This window comes from Mangrovibacterium diazotrophicum, from assembly GCF_003610535.1.
GTDB lineage: Bacteria > Bacteroidota > Bacteroidia > Bacteroidales > Prolixibacteraceae > Mangrovibacterium > Mangrovibacterium diazotrophicum.
The window spans coordinates 3,239,789-3,255,949 of sequence record NZ_RAPN01000001.1 but is presented as its reverse complement, the minus strand read 5'-3'; the positions used below and the strand labels follow the sequence as shown (position 1 = coordinate 3,255,949).

At 45.1% G+C, this 16,161-nt stretch carries 14 protein-coding genes; 9 read left to right on the top strand and 5 right to left on the bottom strand.

Annotated features, from left to right (window positions below; translation table 11 throughout):
• Nucleotides 1-302: 302 nt before the first annotated feature.
• From BC643_RS12765 to BC643_RS12755, 3 genes are all read left to right on the top strand, one after another.
• Nucleotides 303-938, top strand: coding sequence for a hypothetical protein (locus BC643_RS12765; protein WP_120273455.1), 636 nt, complete (start codon nt 303-305; stop codon nt 936-938).
• A 112-nt stretch (nt 939-1,050) separates the two neighbouring features.
• On the top strand, nt 1,051-1,467 hold the full coding sequence (locus tag BC643_RS12760; protein ID WP_147377220.1) for a hypothetical protein: 417 nt from the start codon (nt 1,051-1,053) through the stop codon (nt 1,465-1,467).
• A gap of 15 nt (nt 1,468-1,482) precedes the next feature.
• Nucleotides 1,483-2,082 (top strand): DUF3592 domain-containing protein, encoded by a 600-nt coding sequence (locus BC643_RS12755; RefSeq protein ID WP_120273453.1) that lies wholly within the window; start codon nt 1,483-1,485, stop codon nt 2,080-2,082.
• Between the two features lie 251 nt (nt 2,083-2,333).
• On the opposite strand, the gene BC643_RS12750 is transcribed toward BC643_RS12755, so the two are convergent.
• The 3 genes from BC643_RS12750 to BC643_RS12740 all read right to left on the bottom strand — a co-directional run bounded on the left by BC643_RS12750 (nt 2,334) and on the right by BC643_RS12740 (nt 8,010).
• Nucleotides 2,334-4,337 carry an FAD-dependent oxidoreductase gene (locus BC643_RS12750; protein ID WP_120273452.1) on the bottom strand — a complete coding sequence of 668 codons (2,004 nt, stop codon included), beginning with the start codon at nt 4,335-4,337 and terminating at the stop codon, nt 2,334-2,336.
• Between the two features lie 213 nt (nt 4,338-4,550).
• Nucleotides 4,551-5,534, bottom strand: a complete 984-nt coding sequence (locus BC643_RS12745; protein WP_120273451.1) for a lipoate--protein ligase family protein — start codon at nt 5,532-5,534, stop codon at nt 4,551-4,553.
• Nucleotides 5,535-5,619: 85 nt separating this feature from the next.
• Nucleotides 5,620-8,010: a TonB-dependent receptor gene (locus BC643_RS12740; RefSeq protein WP_120273450.1), complete on the bottom strand. Its 2,391-nt coding sequence runs from the start codon at nt 8,008-8,010 to the stop codon at nt 5,620-5,622.
• Between the two features lie 164 nt (nt 8,011-8,174).
• On the opposite strand from BC643_RS12740, the gene dtd reads away from it, so the two are divergent.
• The 4 genes from dtd (at nt 8,175) to BC643_RS12720 (ending at nt 10,792) form a co-directional block, all read left to right on the top strand.
• The gene (dtd, locus tag BC643_RS12735; RefSeq protein ID WP_120273449.1) at nt 8,175-8,630 is read left to right on the top strand and encodes a D-aminoacyl-tRNA deacylase; all 456 of its coding nucleotides are present in this window, start codon (nt 8,175-8,177) and stop codon (nt 8,628-8,630) included.
• 45 nt (nt 8,631-8,675) lie between these two features.
• On the top strand, nt 8,676-9,032 hold the full coding sequence (locus BC643_RS12730) for a nucleotide pyrophosphohydrolase (protein ID WP_245994943.1): 357 nt from the start codon (nt 8,676-8,678) through the stop codon (nt 9,030-9,032).
• 7 nt (nt 9,033-9,039) lie between these two features.
• Nucleotides 9,040-9,867 carry a deoxyribose-phosphate aldolase gene (gene deoC / locus BC643_RS12725; protein ID WP_120273448.1) on the top strand — a complete coding sequence of 276 codons (828 nt, stop codon included), beginning with the start codon at nt 9,040-9,042 and terminating at the stop codon, nt 9,865-9,867.
• A 184-nt stretch (nt 9,868-10,051) separates the two neighbouring features.
• Nucleotides 10,052-10,792 (top strand): FadR/GntR family transcriptional regulator, encoded by a 741-nt coding sequence (locus BC643_RS12720; RefSeq protein ID WP_245994941.1) that lies wholly within the window; start codon nt 10,052-10,054, stop codon nt 10,790-10,792.
• Between the two features lies 1 nt (nt 10,793).
• Here the strand turns inward: BC643_RS12720 and murQ are convergent, their stop codons facing one another.
• A complete protein-coding gene (gene murQ, locus BC643_RS12715; protein WP_120273447.1) occupies nt 10,794-11,609 on the bottom strand; it encodes an N-acetylmuramic acid 6-phosphate etherase in 816 nt (271 codons plus the stop codon).
• A gap of 523 nt (nt 11,610-12,132) precedes the next feature.
• On the opposite strand from murQ, the gene BC643_RS12710 reads away from it, so the two are divergent.
• Nucleotides 12,133-13,503, top strand: coding sequence for a transglutaminase-like domain-containing protein (locus tag BC643_RS12710; protein ID WP_120273446.1), 1,371 nt, complete (start codon nt 12,133-12,135; stop codon nt 13,501-13,503).
• A gap of 61 nt (nt 13,504-13,564) precedes the next feature.
• Nucleotides 13,565-15,013 carry a sodium:solute symporter gene (locus tag BC643_RS12705; protein WP_120273445.1) on the top strand — a complete coding sequence of 483 codons (1,449 nt, stop codon included), beginning with the start codon at nt 13,565-13,567 and terminating at the stop codon, nt 15,011-15,013.
• Here the strand turns inward: BC643_RS12705 and BC643_RS12700 are convergent.
• A complete protein-coding gene (locus BC643_RS12700) occupies nt 15,010-16,125 on the bottom strand; it encodes an anhydro-N-acetylmuramic acid kinase (RefSeq protein ID WP_120273444.1) in 1,116 nt (371 codons plus the stop codon). The genes BC643_RS12705 and BC643_RS12700 overlap by 4 nt on opposite strands.
• Between the last annotated feature and the right edge of the window lie 36 nt (nt 16,126-16,161).

The window sequence follows — 16,161 nt, the reverse complement described above, 5'->3', positions numbered from 1 at the left end:
GATCTTGTCGTGTGTGTGTTAACTGGTATCTATAACAAATCGGATCTTTTTGTGTTTTATAGCATGCCGGCTTATTTGACCAAAGAATTGTTATCAATCCTTAATGAAATCTGAAGCCAATGTTAAGTGCTTCGATACTGCCAAATCTTCTTCGGTTGGTTATCATTTTCGCTGAAATACTGAATTCTGTTGTTTAAAATGTTAAATTGAAGCTGTTTTCCGACTGGTCCGCATTATAGATTTAAGAAGAACAAACTGACGCGACAGCCTAGCCTGTTTTCGGAGAAATTACGACATCTTGAATGAAACATAGAATCCTGCATATTTTCTTTTTGTTTCTTTTTGCCAATAGTCTTAAAGCACAAAATAATAGAGACTCATTGACAACAAAATTTATAGATACTCATATTGAGATTTTAAACCTTGAAAGGAGCGATTCAACGACTAGCAGCGAAATTTTTAGGTTGTGGTTTGACGACTATCAGGTCGTGGAATTAGTTTCAGATGGAGAAACTGGTGTAAAAGGGAAATTAATATGCTACGTGAAAAAAATTGCTCGCAAGGAGAAGAAAAGCAAAATAATTAGTCAGTGTTTGACAATCCCAGATGATACTGCTCAAAGATTATTTGAAACCTTTAAAGAAAATCATTTTGAAACTTTGCCTGACTGTAGAGATATTGAAGATTATGTGTTTGGATGCGATGGAAGTTCGGTAACATTCGAAATAAAAACACCTGAGATTCGGAGAAACTATTACTATTGGGAACCTGAATTTCAGATTTCAGTAGTATCCACAAATGTTAGTCTGCAGGCTGTTACTCGAATTCTAGTTGAGCTTAACAAGGATATAAACAGGTCGCAATTGTTCAAGAATTTCACAAATACTCTGGCAGTCGGGAGATATCGTTATGGGATGATTGTACTGCAAATATTGTAAGGGACATGTGGTGCGCGAGTTTTTAAAAGTATTTGTAAATTGATTTTGTTATCTGACTCTTTTCTCATCGTGACTATCGCTTCCCATAAATACTTTCAATATCTGAACCACTATGAAAAAGACGATCTATGTTTTATTTGTGATTTTGTTTATAAGTTGCCATCGAGAATTCCAATCAAGTAATATCTGGACGGTTGAATTTGATACAGTATCGTCAAGCTTCTATATGAAAGAAAGAAGTAACCAAAAAACTCAGTCAGCAGACCAGATTGTTCAGATGATTAATCGGGAAAATCCCAGTATCCAGATCGAGTTATGCAAAGTTTCTAATGACACAGCTTACGTCAGAATTAGTGACGGAGAATTTTTAACCCAGCAAAGCGGAACAGCTGGAGCTGATTCCTATTTAGCGATCGTCGTTTATAATTTGAGTGAATTTGAAAACATCGAGTATATAAACTTCGACTTTGAACCCGGGGATCATGCAATGCCAGGGACCTATTCGAGGAAAGATTTTATTAATTTCTAGATTGCACGTTACAACATGAGTAGAAGTACTACCCCATGGGCTTTTGGATTAGTTTTTATTTCTGTCTTTGCGTACTTGGCATGGAACAATTTTGAGCTGCCAACGATTTTTTGGGAAGAAACCAAGGTAACAACAGGCAAAGTAGTAGACCTAAGTCTAGGCTATTCGACACAAGGTGACGGATACATCCAAAGTGTAAAATATGCCTATTCTGTCAATGGTATAACTTACTATGGCTTTAAGAAAGTTGGCAAGCGGTTTGGGATACAACAAATCGGTAACCGAGTCAAAATTCAGTATTCTGGGCTAAATCCTGAAAAAAGGAAAGTGGAAGGGTTTTATCGAGACTTTAAGAATTCAGATCCCGATAAGTTTCATTCGAATGAAAAAATTGGCTACTCAGAAATATCTCTGGTAAATGGGATATTCAGATTTAAGAAGTTTGGACGCGAAGGAAAAACCGTCGAGGAATTCACGGGAGAGTATCGTGTTACGAATGATTCATTGATAGTGAACTCGTTTGAGAATAATCACCCGATATATTTCTTCTATATAAATTTCAATTCAGGCAAACAACTAATTGACAGTGCTAGCGGAATGACGTATCAAAACTAATAGATCGTCCTTTCGGTAATTTAAAAAACACCGCCCGAAATAGTTGAGACTGACGGGCCTATTTTTATCGAAACCGAAGTCAAACTAAAAGCTTAGTGCAGACGGGAAGTTCCGACGTGAGGAGGAAATCACCCGCCGAACTTAGCTTTTAGAAAGATGGAGGTTGAAGATAAAAATCAGCCTAGACTTTTTTTGCCTACTTTTTTGTGTTATGACAAAAAAGTGGGTGGGGTTTGGGGCAAAGCCCCATTTTAATATCTCGACATCATAGCTGAAATACCGCCTCCGTTGGTCACATTCGAGAAACCACGGCTTTGCAAAATCTGTTTCGCATAGGCCGAACGGGCTCCACTGGCGCAGTAAACGATAATTTCGCGATTCGTGTCTTCTCCCAGATCGGCTTTGCCCTGCATCAGGTCGTCCAGTGGGATGTTGATGGCATCAGGGAAGGCACCGCTGCGGAATTCGCCGGGTGTACGGACATCGATCACCAGTCGTTTTAGTTCAGTTGTACTGACCTCGTTGTTTGTTTCCACTGTTTCAGCTGCTTTCTCGCCAATAGTTTTCTTCTCAATTGGCAGCGCAACCATGTTGATGTTTTTGAAGCCAACAGCAGCAGCGTGACGTTGCAATGAGGTGTGTCCTCCTGAAATATTGTTCACTTCCGGGTGACCGGCGCCAATCAACATCCGGACAGCCTGGTGTCCTTTTTTCCCCGTTTCATCGTAAATCAGCACCGGAATATTCGTTGGTATCCGGTCCAGGTTCGGATGAAGCATTTCCAGCGGAATGTGATAGGCTCCGTTCATGTTACTTTTCTGATGCGCAAATACATCGCGGATATCCAGAACAATCAACTGCTCTTTGTCCTCGAGGTAATCATCCAATTCCGAAACCATAAGGCTCGGTCCGTAGCCCGAGATCTTGTTTTCGGCAACGTAAGCAGCCATGTTCATGGCGTCGTTGGCTGTGCCGATTGGTGGTGAATAGGCAAAATCGATATCGGCGATATCGGCAACAGGCAGTTTGGCGGCACATGCGGTTGCAATTACATCCAATCGTTTGTCGGCGCCTTTGTAGCCGGCGGTTTGGCCACCAAGCACAACGCCCGTGTTTTTATCGTAAACCAGTAAAACGGTCACGGTTTCGGCGCCCGGGTAGTAAGCGGTGTGGTGTTCTTTGTGTACCACAACAGCGTCGGCGTCGATACCGGCTGCACGCGCTTGTTTCAGCGATAAACCAGTGGTTCCGGCAACGGCTTCGAAAACACGCACCACCGATGTGCCAATCGATCCTTTGTAGCTGTGCTGACCTCCCAAAGCATTTTCAGCGGCAATACGTCCCTGGCGATTTGCAGGGCCAGCCAGCGGAATCCGCACTTTCTTGTCGCTTACCCGGTGTTCAATTTCCACCATGTCGCCTGCAGCGTAAATATCCGGGTCGGAAGTTTGCAGCTTGTTGTTGACCAGCAAGCCACCTGCTTCACCAATTTCCAAACCGGCATCTTTTGCCAGTTGCAATGTTGGGCGTACGCCGATCGAAAGCAGAACCATGTCGGCATTCAACTTTTGCCCATTCTCCAGTTCAACGGAATTTGCGTTAATCTTCGTCACTGCCGTTTCGGTATGGACACCCACGCCGTAAGCTTTCAGCTCGCGGGTAATAAATCCGGCGATTTCAGCTTCCATAATCGACATTACATGGGGCATCTTTTCGACGACATGCACTTTCAAACCTCGTTTTACGAGCGCTTCCACCATCTCCAAGCCAATAAAACCGCCACCAACGACCACTGCCGTTTTCGGATCTTTATTGCTCAGGTGATTGTCGATTTTATCCATGTCATCCAATGTCCACAGACTGAAAACATGGTCGGCTGTAGCTCCGGGTATTTCCGGCTGGATTGGCCGGCCACCCTGTGCCAAGATGAGTTTGGTGTATTCGAAAGTATTTTTCGATCCGTTCACGCTATCTGTTGTCTGTACCTTTTTATTCGCCCGGTCGATCGCGTTGACCAGTGTATTGGTGTGTACTTTTACCTGGTATTGCTCGTCGAAGCTCTCGGGGCTTTGAAGAATCAATTTCGAGCGGCTGTCGATATCACCGGCGATGTAGTAGGGCAGTCCGCAATTGGCGAACGAAATATCCGGGCCGGCTTCGAGCATCGTGATTTGTGCATCGGGCGATAAGCGTCGTGCTTTTGCTGCTGCCGTTGCTCCGGCTGCGACTCCTCCAATGATTAGTATTTTTTCCATATTGTTATTATCCTTCTTTATTTTATCGAATAGTCCAAATATATAAATATATCGATGCGAAAATAAAAAACTTTCACGAATTGGGGATATTGAACGAAGAATCTTGCGTTATTCTTTAACCTTGTGTTAACCAATCGGCGTCAAAATCTCCAGCGTCAAATGATTTTATCTTTGTTTTGTGTTGAATTAGAATGTGTTGTGTTTGGTTTTCAATTAAAGTAAACCGCGAAGTAATTCTTTGGGTTTTAGTCCTTCCTGTTCCAGATTGGGCTGTAGCATTTTTAGTGCTGGTTTCAGTGTTTCGTGGGCGTGGTTTTTACCGCGTAGCAGTTCGGTTAGCTTGAATTTCAACTCGTCTGAAAGGGGACCTTCCCATTCTGATTGGTCAATTTTGCCTTTTACAATACGCAGCGTTACTTTCAGTTCGCCGCCATCTATGTTGATGGTGTTGCGGTAAATGTATTTGGGTGAATAGCCGTAAATCCATTCCCACTGACAGTATTTTTCGTCGCGAAGAATTTGAATGGCCGCTTTGTCTTCTTCGGTGAGTTCGGCAAACTGACAGCCTTCAAAACTTGTGGAGATGGTTTCGAACATGAAATTGCGAAACGCCTCCACGGTCATCGGTTTTTTCAGGTAGTCGGCAATGTTGGTTACCACGCTTCGGTTTGATTGCACGGCTTTGTCCTCGAAGCGCGAAAGATCAACTTTCAGCGCGCTTTTTAGCTTGGCCAAGTGACTATCAAAAAGAAGTGTACCGTGGTGCAAAACCCGTTTGCGAAACACATGCTGGGCATTGCCTGAGATCTTTTTACCGTCAATCAAAAGATCGTCGCGTTTGCTACTTCCAATCTCCAGTCCCAATTTTTCGAGGGCTGCTTTTACCGGCGCCAGAAATAGTTTGTAGTTCACTTCCTCAATCTTTTCAACCTTTTTCATAAAGGTGAAGTTGAGGTTTCCAGGGTCGTGAAAAACCGTTCCGCCACCTGAAAGACGACGGGCTACTTTGATCTTGTTCTTTTTGACATACCGGTGGTTGATTTCGGCCAGCGCATTTTGGTGCTTGCCCACAACAATCGAGCTTTCGCTGCTCCAAAGCATGAAAATATCTTCCTCGTAGTTTTTCAGCAAATACTCTTCCGTAGCGAGGTTGAAATACGGATCCGGATTATTCAAATGGTAACAAAGTACAGTCATTCTGTTCTAATAAAGCAATTTTCCGCGGTGTGCAGATTTCAAATTTTGGTGCAAATATAGCCAAGGCTATGCAAAACCGCTCAATTTAAAATTGAAGGATTACCCCAACTGTTGGTAAAACCGTGCCGGATTCGTCTTTCACGCGCTTCAAAACATAGCGGGTTCCCCCGTCGGTCGTGAGATACGCGCCGTTGGCATCCTGTTCGCGAACCAAAATATCCTGGTTTACATTTTTGAAGTTGTAGAAATTCTGAATATCGATGTAGAATTTTGCCGTCAGCTTGTTGAGGTAGTACGCTTTGTCGATGCGCAGGTCGAGCTGGTGAAAGGCTTTGAAGCGTTTGGTGTTCCAGTTGTCGGTATCGTAATACGGTCCGTTATTCGCATTCCAGGCTTCCACAAGGCTCGATTTGTCTATGTCCCAAGGCGTGTAGGGCAGTCCGCCGACATAGCGCCAACGTGCCCCGATTTGCCAGTTTCGTTTCAGCTTTTTGGTCGAAGTTAGCACCAGCACATGGCGGCTGTCCCAGCTCGAGGGAACCAGTTTCCCGCTTTTGTTTTCAAATTCACTTCGCACCAAGGTGTACGAGAGGTTGAAGTTAAATTTTCCGGGGGCTGAATAACGACCCTGCAGTTCCATTCCGTAAGCTCTGCCTTTGGAAACCGAACTGACTTCCTCGTTGCCAATCACCCCGTAATCAGCTCCCAGGTTAGCCAGGCTAACTGAGTCGTTCACAGAAAACGGGTAATCAGCGTAATTTTTTCGAAACCCTTCGAGGCTGAAAAACAAATTGCTGTTGGGTTGAAATGAAACGCCGGCAATGTAGTGATCAGCCTGGATGTATTTTAGTCCGTTTTGCTTGTTGACGAAGGTATTGTTTTCGCGGTAGCCCATCGCCGTGTAGGGCGGCAGTTGGTAGTAACGTCCGGTGTTAAGGTTGAGGCTCCACGCCGAGGTCAGTTTCCACGAAGCTGAAAACCGGGGCGAAAACTGGTCGAAGGGTGAACGCATGTCTGCCGAATAGCTGTTAGCATCCAAGCGAATGCCGAGACTCAGACTCAGACGATCATTAATCAGACTTTGACTGGCTTGCGCGAACAGGCCCCATTTCACAAAGTCGAGCGTTGTGTTGTAGTCGACCAGCAGCGGGCCATCATCGTAATAGCGGGTTTGGACTGTCTGATTGGTGTAATGGACAAAATCAAGGTTGGCGCCGAAGTTTAGTTTAGCGCTGCCCGAACGAATGGCATTCTCGTAGCGGATTTTGTTTTCAGCTTCCTGCGAATTGTAATCCAATGTTTTGTTGGCCTCCGAGCTTTCGTCGTTGTCAAGGTATTTTTCGGCTTGGTTGTTCAGCTGGTTTCGGCTCACAACAAAGGTTTGATAGCCGTTATCGTTGTAGCGTTTGTAAACAGCACCGATCGTGTACGTCCATTGTTTGTTCGTAGGGAGACTACTCAAGATGTATTGCTGTTGTTCATCCGGATCATCAATCCCGGTGTTCAGTTTGGTAATGTCGTAGGCGCCGAGACCGATAATCGAGATCTCGTTTTTCCGGTCGATCCGGGTTTTCACTTTAAACTGAACGTCGTTAAAAGTTGGTAAAAACGGAAGTTCTAATGCGCTAAAAAGTAATTGCAAATAGGATCGGCGTACAGAAAAAATGTAGCTTGTTTTGTCGCCAATTGGCCCGTCGATGGTGCCACTTACTTCGGACGCGCCCAGGGTTGTCTGGCCCCGGAATTTATCGCTGTTGCCGTCAACCAGCGAGAATTCGAACACGCCACTAAGCGCATTACCTCGGTCGGCCGGGAAAGCGCCCGAGTAATATTCTACTTCACGCAAGAGGTCCGCATTGATAATGCCTACTGCGCCGCCCGATGCACCCTGGGTGGCAAAATGGTTGATGTTCGGTACTTCCACATCATCCAGAAAAAAGCGGCTTTCGGAAGGGCCACCACCTCGGATGATAATATCGTTGCGGAAATTCGGCGTGGACTGCACCCCGGCAAACGACTGAATGACTTTTGAGATATCGCGATTGGCACCGGGGCTGTTTTCAATTTCTGAGAGGGCGATGGTTTTCAGGGAAAGGGGACTTTCCTCGGTTGTCCGGTAGGGCGAGGCTGACACGGTAACTTCCTCGAGCTCTGTGTTGCTCCGTTCCATGGCAATTTCAACATGGGCTGTCTTCGCGTTGCTAATTTCAATCTCGGGCGATAGTGTATTCTTGTAGCCAATCACCGAAACCTGAATGCGGATAAATCCGGGTTGAAGTCCGGAAATCTGGAAGTTTCCGTTTTCGTCGGTTGTTGTTCCGGTAGTTGATCCAGACACGACGACATTCGCAAACGGCAATTCCTGGTTGCTGGACTGGTCAAACACCCGACCGACGACACTTCCGTTTTGGGCGAAGCCAATAAAAGGGATCAGCAATAACGCGAGAAAGAGTCCCGTACTTTTCCTAACTTTCATTGTATTTTGAGAAAAGACATTCCTAACTTTTCGATACATCTTTATCTTTGCCATTCTTCCCGAATATTCTGGTTTGTTCTGTTTATATTTTCTTTTTGATGCTTAAACAAAATAAGCTATTTCTTGTTCGGAACTGAAACATAAAATAGACAAAAGAAAAATAGATGAGGGTAGTTGTTCAACGTGTTTCGTCGGCGTCAGTGACCATAAATGGCACCGTAAAATCATCCATCGAGAAAGGTTTGTTGATTCTTTTAGGTATTGAAGATGCAGACACGGATGAAGATATTGATTGGCTGGTGAAGAAGATTTGTCAACTCAGGATATTTGATGACGAGAGCGGCGTGATGAATAAGTCGCTGGAAGAAGTTAACGGCGACGCCTTGGTTGTGAGTCAGTTCACGCTTCATGCGAGCACGAAGAAAGGCAATCGTCCTTCGTACATTCGGGCGTCGAAACCCGACATCGCCATCCCAATGTATGAGAAATTCCTGAAGGCAATCGACGCAAAGTTGGGCAAACCGGTCGGTAGCGGCGAGTTTGGTGCAGACATGAAAGTGAACCTCTTAAATGACGGACCTGTTACCATCATTATCGACTCGCAGAATAAGGATTTTTGAGCGGGTTAAACTAGGATTGCTTAACTTCGTATAAACAAACGACAGATGGAGGGCATTAAAGAGCAAATGAAACCGGTTAGCATACCGGAAGCGCAAGAAATGGTTGATCACTGGATTCAGACAATTGGCGTTCGGTATTTCAGCGAGTTAACCAACTTAGCCATTCTGACAGAAGAAGTGGGAGAGTTAGCGCGAATTATGGCTCGTACTTACGGCGATCAGTCGTTTAAAAAATCGGACTTGGGGAAAGATTTAGGTGAAGAGATGGCCGATGTGTTGTGGGTGTTGATCTGCTTGGCAAACCAAACCGGTGTTGATCTGAACGAGGCTTTCCTGAAAAGTATGGAAAAGAAAACCGTGCGGGATAAAGACCGCCATCAGAATAATTCGAAACTTAAATAGAAAAGCGATGACGATTCAGGCTGAATTGGCTGCTTTGAAAGCAAAAGCCGACATAGACAACATCAGCGAGATGCAGCAACTGGCATTCTCTTGTATTGATCTTACAACTCTAAATGCAACCGATACCGTTAGCTCTGTGAAGGCGTTCACGCAACGGGTGAATGACTTTGCAAACGACTACCCCAATTTGTCGAATGTGGCAGCCATCTGCGTGTATCCGAATATGGTTCGCAGCGTGAAGGAGGTTTTAAATGTTGAAGGCGTAAACATTGCAGCCGTTGCGGGCGGTTTTCCGAGCAGCATGACCTTTATTGATGTAAAAGTGAAGGAAGCTAAAATGGCGGTGGATTACGGCGCTGATGAGATTGACATTGTACTTCCGCTTTGGGCTTTTCTTGAGAGCAATAAATTGGTTTGCCAGGAAGAAGTAGCCACGATTAAAGAGGCAATCGGCGATGCTCATTTAAAGGTTATTTTGGAAACAGGGGCTTTGGTTGAAACCGACAAAATTCATCATGCCTCGATGCTGGCCATGGAGGCCGGAGCCGATTTCATCAAAACATCAACCGGTAAAATGAATCCGGCGGCCACTCCTGAAGCGGCGATTGTGATGTGTCACGCGATCAAGGAATTCTGGATGAAAACCGGAAAACAGGTTGGCTTTAAACCGGCGGGAGGTATCGCAACAACCAACGATGCAATTCTTTACCTGAAAATTGTCAAAGAGATTTTGGGTGACGAATGGTTGAACCCGAAATTGTTCCGTATCGGTGCAAGTCGGTTAGCCAATAGCTTGCTGAGTGATTTTTTAGGTGAAGAAATTAAATATTTTTAGTTCGGACTGAACGATTTTAGAAGGTGTTGGCTGTATTAGTTGACACCTTTTTTGTAGTCCGAACGGCGACAGGTGGTCGTTTTGTTTCAAGTTCGTACAAAAAAGAACTTAATTCCGGTGAATTGAAGCGAATACACGAAAAATTATTTTAATTTGTGCTAATAGAGGTAGACCGAGTACAGTTATGGCAGATATGAATGACATCTTTCAAAAAATTGGGACGACACAAACGTTAAGTCAGAAAATTGAGCGAAACATCGAACGTGCGATCCGAGAGAAGAAGCTTCCGATTGGCTCTAAATTGCCGTCGGAGCGGGAACTTTGCGAAATGTTCGCTGTAAGCCGCACAGCGCTGCGTGAGGCTTTGCGCCGTTTGAGTGCCCGCGGTTTGATCGAAATCCGCAAAGGTAGTGGGATGATCGTTAAGAAGATCAACATGAAGGATGCGATTGACTCGTTGAACCTCTACTACGATTTAAAATTCGATGTGAATCTTATTTCGCAGATTATTGAGCTTCGGATGGCGTTCGAGCCGGAGATTGCGAAAATGGCTGCTTTAAACCGCACCGAAGAGGATCTTCAGAACCTGCAAAGCAATTTGGCCGAGTTTTCTATTTGTGATCCGGATAACACACAGATGGAGTCGGATCTGGATAATAAATTTCACCTGGCCGTAGCGCGTGCTACAGGAAACCCCTTTGTGATTGTGACGATGGAGCCGGTGCACAACTTGCTTCCCCGCATGCGGAATTACATTTATGCCAATATAGAGGGTGAAAAAGAAATCACGCTAGGCTATCACAAAGAGATTGTGAATGCCATCGGCGAAAGAGATGCCGACCGCGCTTACGAGAAAATGCAACTCCATTTGGAGCACAACCTGCAGGTTTATAATAAGTTCCTGAAAAGTAGCAATGCCGATTGATTTAATCGGCTTTATTGGCTTCCAAAACTTTCTGAACAGAGCCGTGTAGCAGTAGAAGGCGACGTGCTTTCTCCTCATCGAAACCCAATTCTTCCATAATCATCCGGGTGCCGCGTTCCACTAGTTTCTGGTTGGTGAGTTGCATGTTTACCATCCGGTTTCCTTTAACGCGATCCAACTTAATCATCAGGGTTGTGGTGATCATATTCAGAACGAGTTTCTGTGCCGTACCGGATTTCATGCGGGTACTACCCGAAACAAACTCCGGTCCCACGACTACTTCGATGGGGATGTCGACATTAGCAGCTAACTCACTGCCCGGATTGTTGGTGATGCATGCAGTAAGTATGCCATTTTCCCGAGCTTTTGCAACGGCGCCGATCACATAAGGAGTACGACCGGAAGCTGCTATTCCAACAACAGTATCATGCTCGCTGATATTGAAAGCCTGCAGTTCCTGCCATCCCAGTTCGCGATTATCCTCAGCTGATTCTACTGCTTTCCGGATGGCTTGATCACCTCCTGCGATTAGCCCAATAACCAGATTGTATCCGACGCCGTAGGTTGGGGGGATCTCGGAAGCATCAAGTATGCCCAGTCGTCCGCTGGTACCTGCACCGATGTAAAACAGTCGTCCGCCTTTTTTGACGCGGTCCACGACTTTTGAAACCAATTGCTCAATTTGCGGGATCGCTTTTTGAACTGCCGGTAGCACTTTGCAGTCTTCTTCATGTATGCCTTCCAATAGCTGTCTGACAGACATTTCCTCTAAATTGTTGTACAGTGATTCAGATTCTGTTATGCTGTTTATGCTCATAAATAGTGGCTGTATTTCGGTGGTCACCGGTTATAATTCAATTTTTAAAGTTCGGTAAACTATTGACTTATACTTTTTTGTGCTTGTCAATGATTCAGGTTTGTCCCTGAATTTTTTTTCAATATTATGATTTGAAAGATCTCTTATGCTTTGTACAAATATAGACCAATTGATCAAATAAATTTCGTTCATGTAAGATGTATTACAAATATTTTGAGGTTTATTTAACGTTTCAGTTTTTCGGCTCGGGTAAATTCACTGGTTAGATTTCTAAAAGCTTATTGATTTTCTGTCGTTTTCCGACTGTCTTGCCAATTAGTGGTTTTGTTATCATTCATATGTCGGTTCAGCTGTTGAATTAGTCTTTATGGTAAAATATAGGATTTATCGTGTCAATATGGTTTTTGATTCGAGCTTCTGATTACTCTATTTTAGTAATTTCTGAATTTTTGAGACTTTCTTTCAAATGTCATGATTTGATATTCTCGAATTGCTATATTTGTGACATGTCATACAAGTTAGCATGAAAAATCGATATCTCCTACTAATACCCGGAATTGCGGTCATTTCGCTTTTTGCTTTCACTTCGCTTCGCGACGTAAACCGAACAGCATTAAGTTCTTCGATCGTGGAATCGCAGGTTGCTCTTGAGTCGAATCCTGATTCGATTCAGGAGATCAATGATCGGATTCTGCTGGATTTTTCGTTGACTGAACCGGAAGTGAGGAGACAAATTGAGAAGCGCTATGGAGCTGTTTCAGATTCGCAGATGCAGGATTGGGAGCAATCGGGGAAACTTGAGATGCGGGTAATTGGCGGAGAGAAGCGCTATTTTAAAAACGCTGTTGCCAATTTGCAACGCCTTTTGATCTTCGATTCTGCTATGTTCACACCGGAGGTTTCAGCATTGGATTCGTTTTGTCTGGAGCATACTGCCAAGGTGATTGCGGCCAGCGACAAAACTTATGCTCCGGTGTTGCCTCAGAATCTGGTTGTGAGCTATACGATCAGTGTAAAGCCCGATGTTGTTCCCGAGGGCACCGTGTTGCGCTGCTGGTTGCCTGCACCACGCGAGGGCATTGCCAGGCAGAAGAATTTTAAAGTGCTTTCTTCGGAGGCGGATAACAGCATTTTGGCACCAAATGAGCATTTGCAGCGTACATTTTATGCGGAACAGAAGACCGTGAAGAACCAGCCGACTGTGTTCTCCGTGAAATACGCTATTCAAACATCAGCGCAGTATTTCGACATTGAGCCTTCGGATGTGCTGCCTTATGATACAACCAGTGCCGTTTATATGCACTACACGCAGGAACGGCCGCCGCATATTCTTTTCTCTGATGAAATTAGAGCGTTGGGGAGTCGAATTGTGGGTGCAGAAAAGAATCCATTGCGGAAAGTAGAAAGGATTTACCAGTGGATCAACGATTCGATTCCATGGGCCAGTGCGTTGGAGTACTGCACGATGGCCAACATTACGGAGTATGTTTTATCGAACCGGCATGGCGACTGCGGTATGCAGACCTTCCTGTTTATGAGTCTGGCGCGTTCGCAGGGCGTTCCGGTCAAGTGGCAGAGCGGTTTCATGCTGCATCCGGGGCATGTGAATTTGCACGATTGGTGCGAAGTGTTTTACGAAGGAATTGGCTGGGTGCCTTTGGATCAGTCCTTCAAACTTCAATCTAGCGACGATGAAAAACTTCGTCAATTCTATGTGCATGGCATTGACGCTTATCGCTTGATTGTGAATGACGATTTCGCGCAGGAGCTTTACCCGCCGAAGAAGTTTTTGCGAAGTGAACCTTACGATTTTCAACGAGGTGAAGTGGAATGGGAAGAGGGCAACCTGTATTTTAACCAGTGGAACTGGGATATTGATGTGGATTATCAATAAGCTTATTGAGCAAACTTTTACATATTTGTAGCGCAAGCTCTAACCAAACAATTAAATTCTGATGAGTACTTTATTGATTGCGATCATAATTCTAGCCTTTTTTGCCGTTTTAATGGGGGTATCGTGGTTTACCTCGCGTAATGCCGACAGCGAGACTTTCTTTACCGGTAACAGGCGCTCGCCGTGGTATTTGGTCGCTTTCGGGATGATCGGATCGACAATTTCGGGGGTGACTTTTATTTCTGTTCCGGGAGAGGTCGGCAATTCGGCCTGGACTTACCTTCAGTTTTTAATGGGGAACTTCATCGGTTACTGGATTATCGCGCTCGTCTTGATTCCGCTCTATTATCGGTTGAATTTAGTTTCCATTTATACCTACCTCGACGAGCGCTTTGGTGTTCGTTCGTACAAAACAGGTGCTTTTTTCTTTCTGGTTTCACAGACAATCGGAGCTTCCTTTCGTTTGTACCTGGCGGCCGGGGTATTGCAGCTTGCGTTCTTCAACGACCTGGGTATTCCTTTTGGTGTAACGGTCTTGATCACCCTGTTTTTGATCTGGGTGTACACTTACCGTGCGGGTATTAAAACCGTTGTTTGGACCGACTCGCTGCAAACATTTTTTATCCTCGGAGCGATCGGCATTACCATTTGGGTGATTCTGAAGCAGATGAACCTTGGCTTTGGTGACATGTTCACCGTGGTGGACCAGCACCCGTACAGTCGCATTTTTGATTGGGACTGGAAATCAGAAACAAACTTCTTCAAGCAATTTTTGGCCGGTGTTGGTATCGTGTTGACAATGAATGGTTTGGATCAGAACATGATGCAGAAAAACCTCACCTGTAAGACGCGCAAAGACGCACAGAAGAATATTTACTGGTTCAGTTTTGCCTTCATTATTGCCAATATTTTCTTTCTATCGCTCGGTGTTTTGTTGTATTACTACGCGCAGCAAAAAGGAATCAGCCTGCCTGAACACACGGACGATTTGTTCCCCTTGCTGGCCATGAAATACTTTGGGCCACTTGCAGGTGCGCTGTTCTTGCTTGGAATTTTGTCCGCTGCTTACTCCAGCGCCGATTCGGCCTTGACAGCTTTGACAACCTCGTTTTGTATTGACTTTTTAAACCTGGACCCCGCTGGTGCGAAAAGTAAGCAGACCCGAATGCTGGTGCACGTTGGGTTTTCATTGCTGATGTTTCTGGTGATTGTTGTCTTCCGCATTATCAATAACGAAAGTGTGGTGTCAGCTGTATTTCGTGTCGCCGGATACACTTACGGACCGTTGTTGGGCTTGTTTGCATTTGGTATCCTGACGAAGCGCCAAGTGATAGATCGCTACGTGCCGGTGATTGGTTTGCTTTCTCCGGTTTTATCTTACATCCTGAATGTGAATTCCGAAGCTTGGCTCTTTGGTTATAAAATCGGATTCGAGCTGTTGCTGGTGAATGGGCTAATCATGTTTCTCGGCTTGTTGATCGTTAACCGCAAAGACAACCCGGCAAACTAGAATGTAGCCGGGTCGTATATCGTTCCCAATAAAACTTTCGATTTGGCTCCCGTAACAGAAGGCAGGTTGCCGTGTTGGTTTGTCATGCGGCGCATGGCCAGCCAGGCAAAGGCAATTGCTTCAACCCATTGCGGGTGAGTGCCTAGTTCGGCTGTTGTGCCGATTTTTACACCATCTAAATTTGCGGAGATCCGCTCCAGGAGGTAGGGATTGTAAACTCCGCCGCCACACGCATAAACTGCACTTGTTTGCGGAGCAGTCACAAGAATGGCGTCTGCAATGGATTTTGCTGTCAACTCCAAAAGCGTTGCCTGGATGTCCCCATCTTTATAATGTTGCAAATCTTTTATCTGGGTGTTCAACCAGTCCAGGTTGAATAGTTCCCGACCAGTACTTTTCGGTGCCGGAAGACTGAAATACGGTTCCTTTAGCATTTTGTCAAGGAGTGGCTGAATAACTTTCCCCGATCTGGCCCAATCTCCATTGTCGTCATATTCCACCCCTTTTTTCATTTTAATCCAGCTATTCATCAGGCAGTTGGCTGGGCCGGTATCGAAACCAACAACTTTGTTGTCGTCGTTGTCCAGTATGGTAATATTGGCAATGCCCCCCAGGTTTAAAATGCAGCGGTTCTCCGAATGGTCGTTCAGAAAGTATTGGTGAAAAGCCGGTGCTAGCGGAGCGCCACCGCCGCCAACCGCCATATCCATTCGTCGGAAGTCGGTAATGATTTTAATGCCGGTTCGGGCAGCAATCAGGTTGCCGTCGCCTAGTTGCATGGTGAAGGGGTGCTGCGTATCGGGCGAGTGAAAAACAGTTTGCCCGTGGCAGCCAATAGCTTCAATGTCAGTTGCGGCTACTTTGGCCTTTTCGATTAGTTCGTTGGCCGCTTGAGCGTAACAGAGAGCAAGTCGGTGATCAATCTCGCCCAGATCTTTCAAGCTTGTTTGGAATGATCCAATTAATTTGTGAAGATCGGCTTGAAGCGCTTCTGGAAATGCCATCGTGTGGTCAGCTAAATGGCTCAGTTTGCCATTTTCAAACGAGATCAGAACTGCATCGATTCCATCCATGCTCGTTCCCGACATTATGCCAATGTAAAGTTTGCTCATAAAAAGAAAGTTATCGTTTGATGTCAATATTCTTCA

Bases quoted from the DNA above. Each gene is read 5' to 3' on its own strand.
- BC643_RS12765 (WP_120273455.1), top strand. From the start codon at position 303: ATGAAACATAGAATCCTGCATATTTTCTTTTTGTTTCTTTTTGCCAAT.
- BC643_RS12760 (WP_147377220.1), top strand. From the start codon at position 1,051: ATGAAAAAGACGATCTATGTTTTATTTGTGATTTTGTTTATAAGTTGC.
- BC643_RS12755 (WP_120273453.1), top strand. From the start codon at position 1,483: ATGAGTAGAAGTACTACCCCATGGGCTTTTGGATTAGTTTTTATTTCT.
- BC643_RS12750 (WP_120273452.1), bottom strand. From the start codon at position 4,337: ATGGAAAAAATACTAATCATTGGAGGAGTCGCAGCCGGAGCAACGGCA.
- BC643_RS12745 (WP_120273451.1), bottom strand. From the start codon at position 5,534: ATGACTGTACTTTGTTACCATTTGAATAATCCGGATCCGTATTTCAAC.
- BC643_RS12740 (WP_120273450.1), bottom strand. From the start codon at position 8,010: ATGAAAGTTAGGAAAAGTACGGGACTCTTTCTCGCGTTATTGCTGATC.
- dtd (WP_120273449.1), top strand. From the start codon at position 8,175: ATGAGGGTAGTTGTTCAACGTGTTTCGTCGGCGTCAGTGACCATAAAT.
- BC643_RS12730 (WP_245994943.1), top strand. From the start codon at position 8,676: ATGGAGGGCATTAAAGAGCAAATGAAACCGGTTAGCATACCGGAAGCG.
- deoC (WP_120273448.1), top strand. From the start codon at position 9,040: ATGACGATTCAGGCTGAATTGGCTGCTTTGAAAGCAAAAGCCGACATA.
- BC643_RS12720 (WP_245994941.1), top strand. From the start codon at position 10,052: ATGGCAGATATGAATGACATCTTTCAAAAAATTGGGACGACACAAACG.
- murQ (WP_120273447.1), bottom strand. From the start codon at position 11,609: ATGAGCATAAACAGCATAACAGAATCTGAATCACTGTACAACAATTTA.
- BC643_RS12710 (WP_120273446.1), top strand. From the start codon at position 12,133: ATGAAAAATCGATATCTCCTACTAATACCCGGAATTGCGGTCATTTCG.
- BC643_RS12705 (WP_120273445.1), top strand. From the start codon at position 13,565: ATGAGTACTTTATTGATTGCGATCATAATTCTAGCCTTTTTTGCCGTT.
- BC643_RS12700 (WP_120273444.1), bottom strand. From the start codon at position 16,125: ATGAGCAAACTTTACATTGGCATAATGTCGGGAACGAGCATGGATGGA.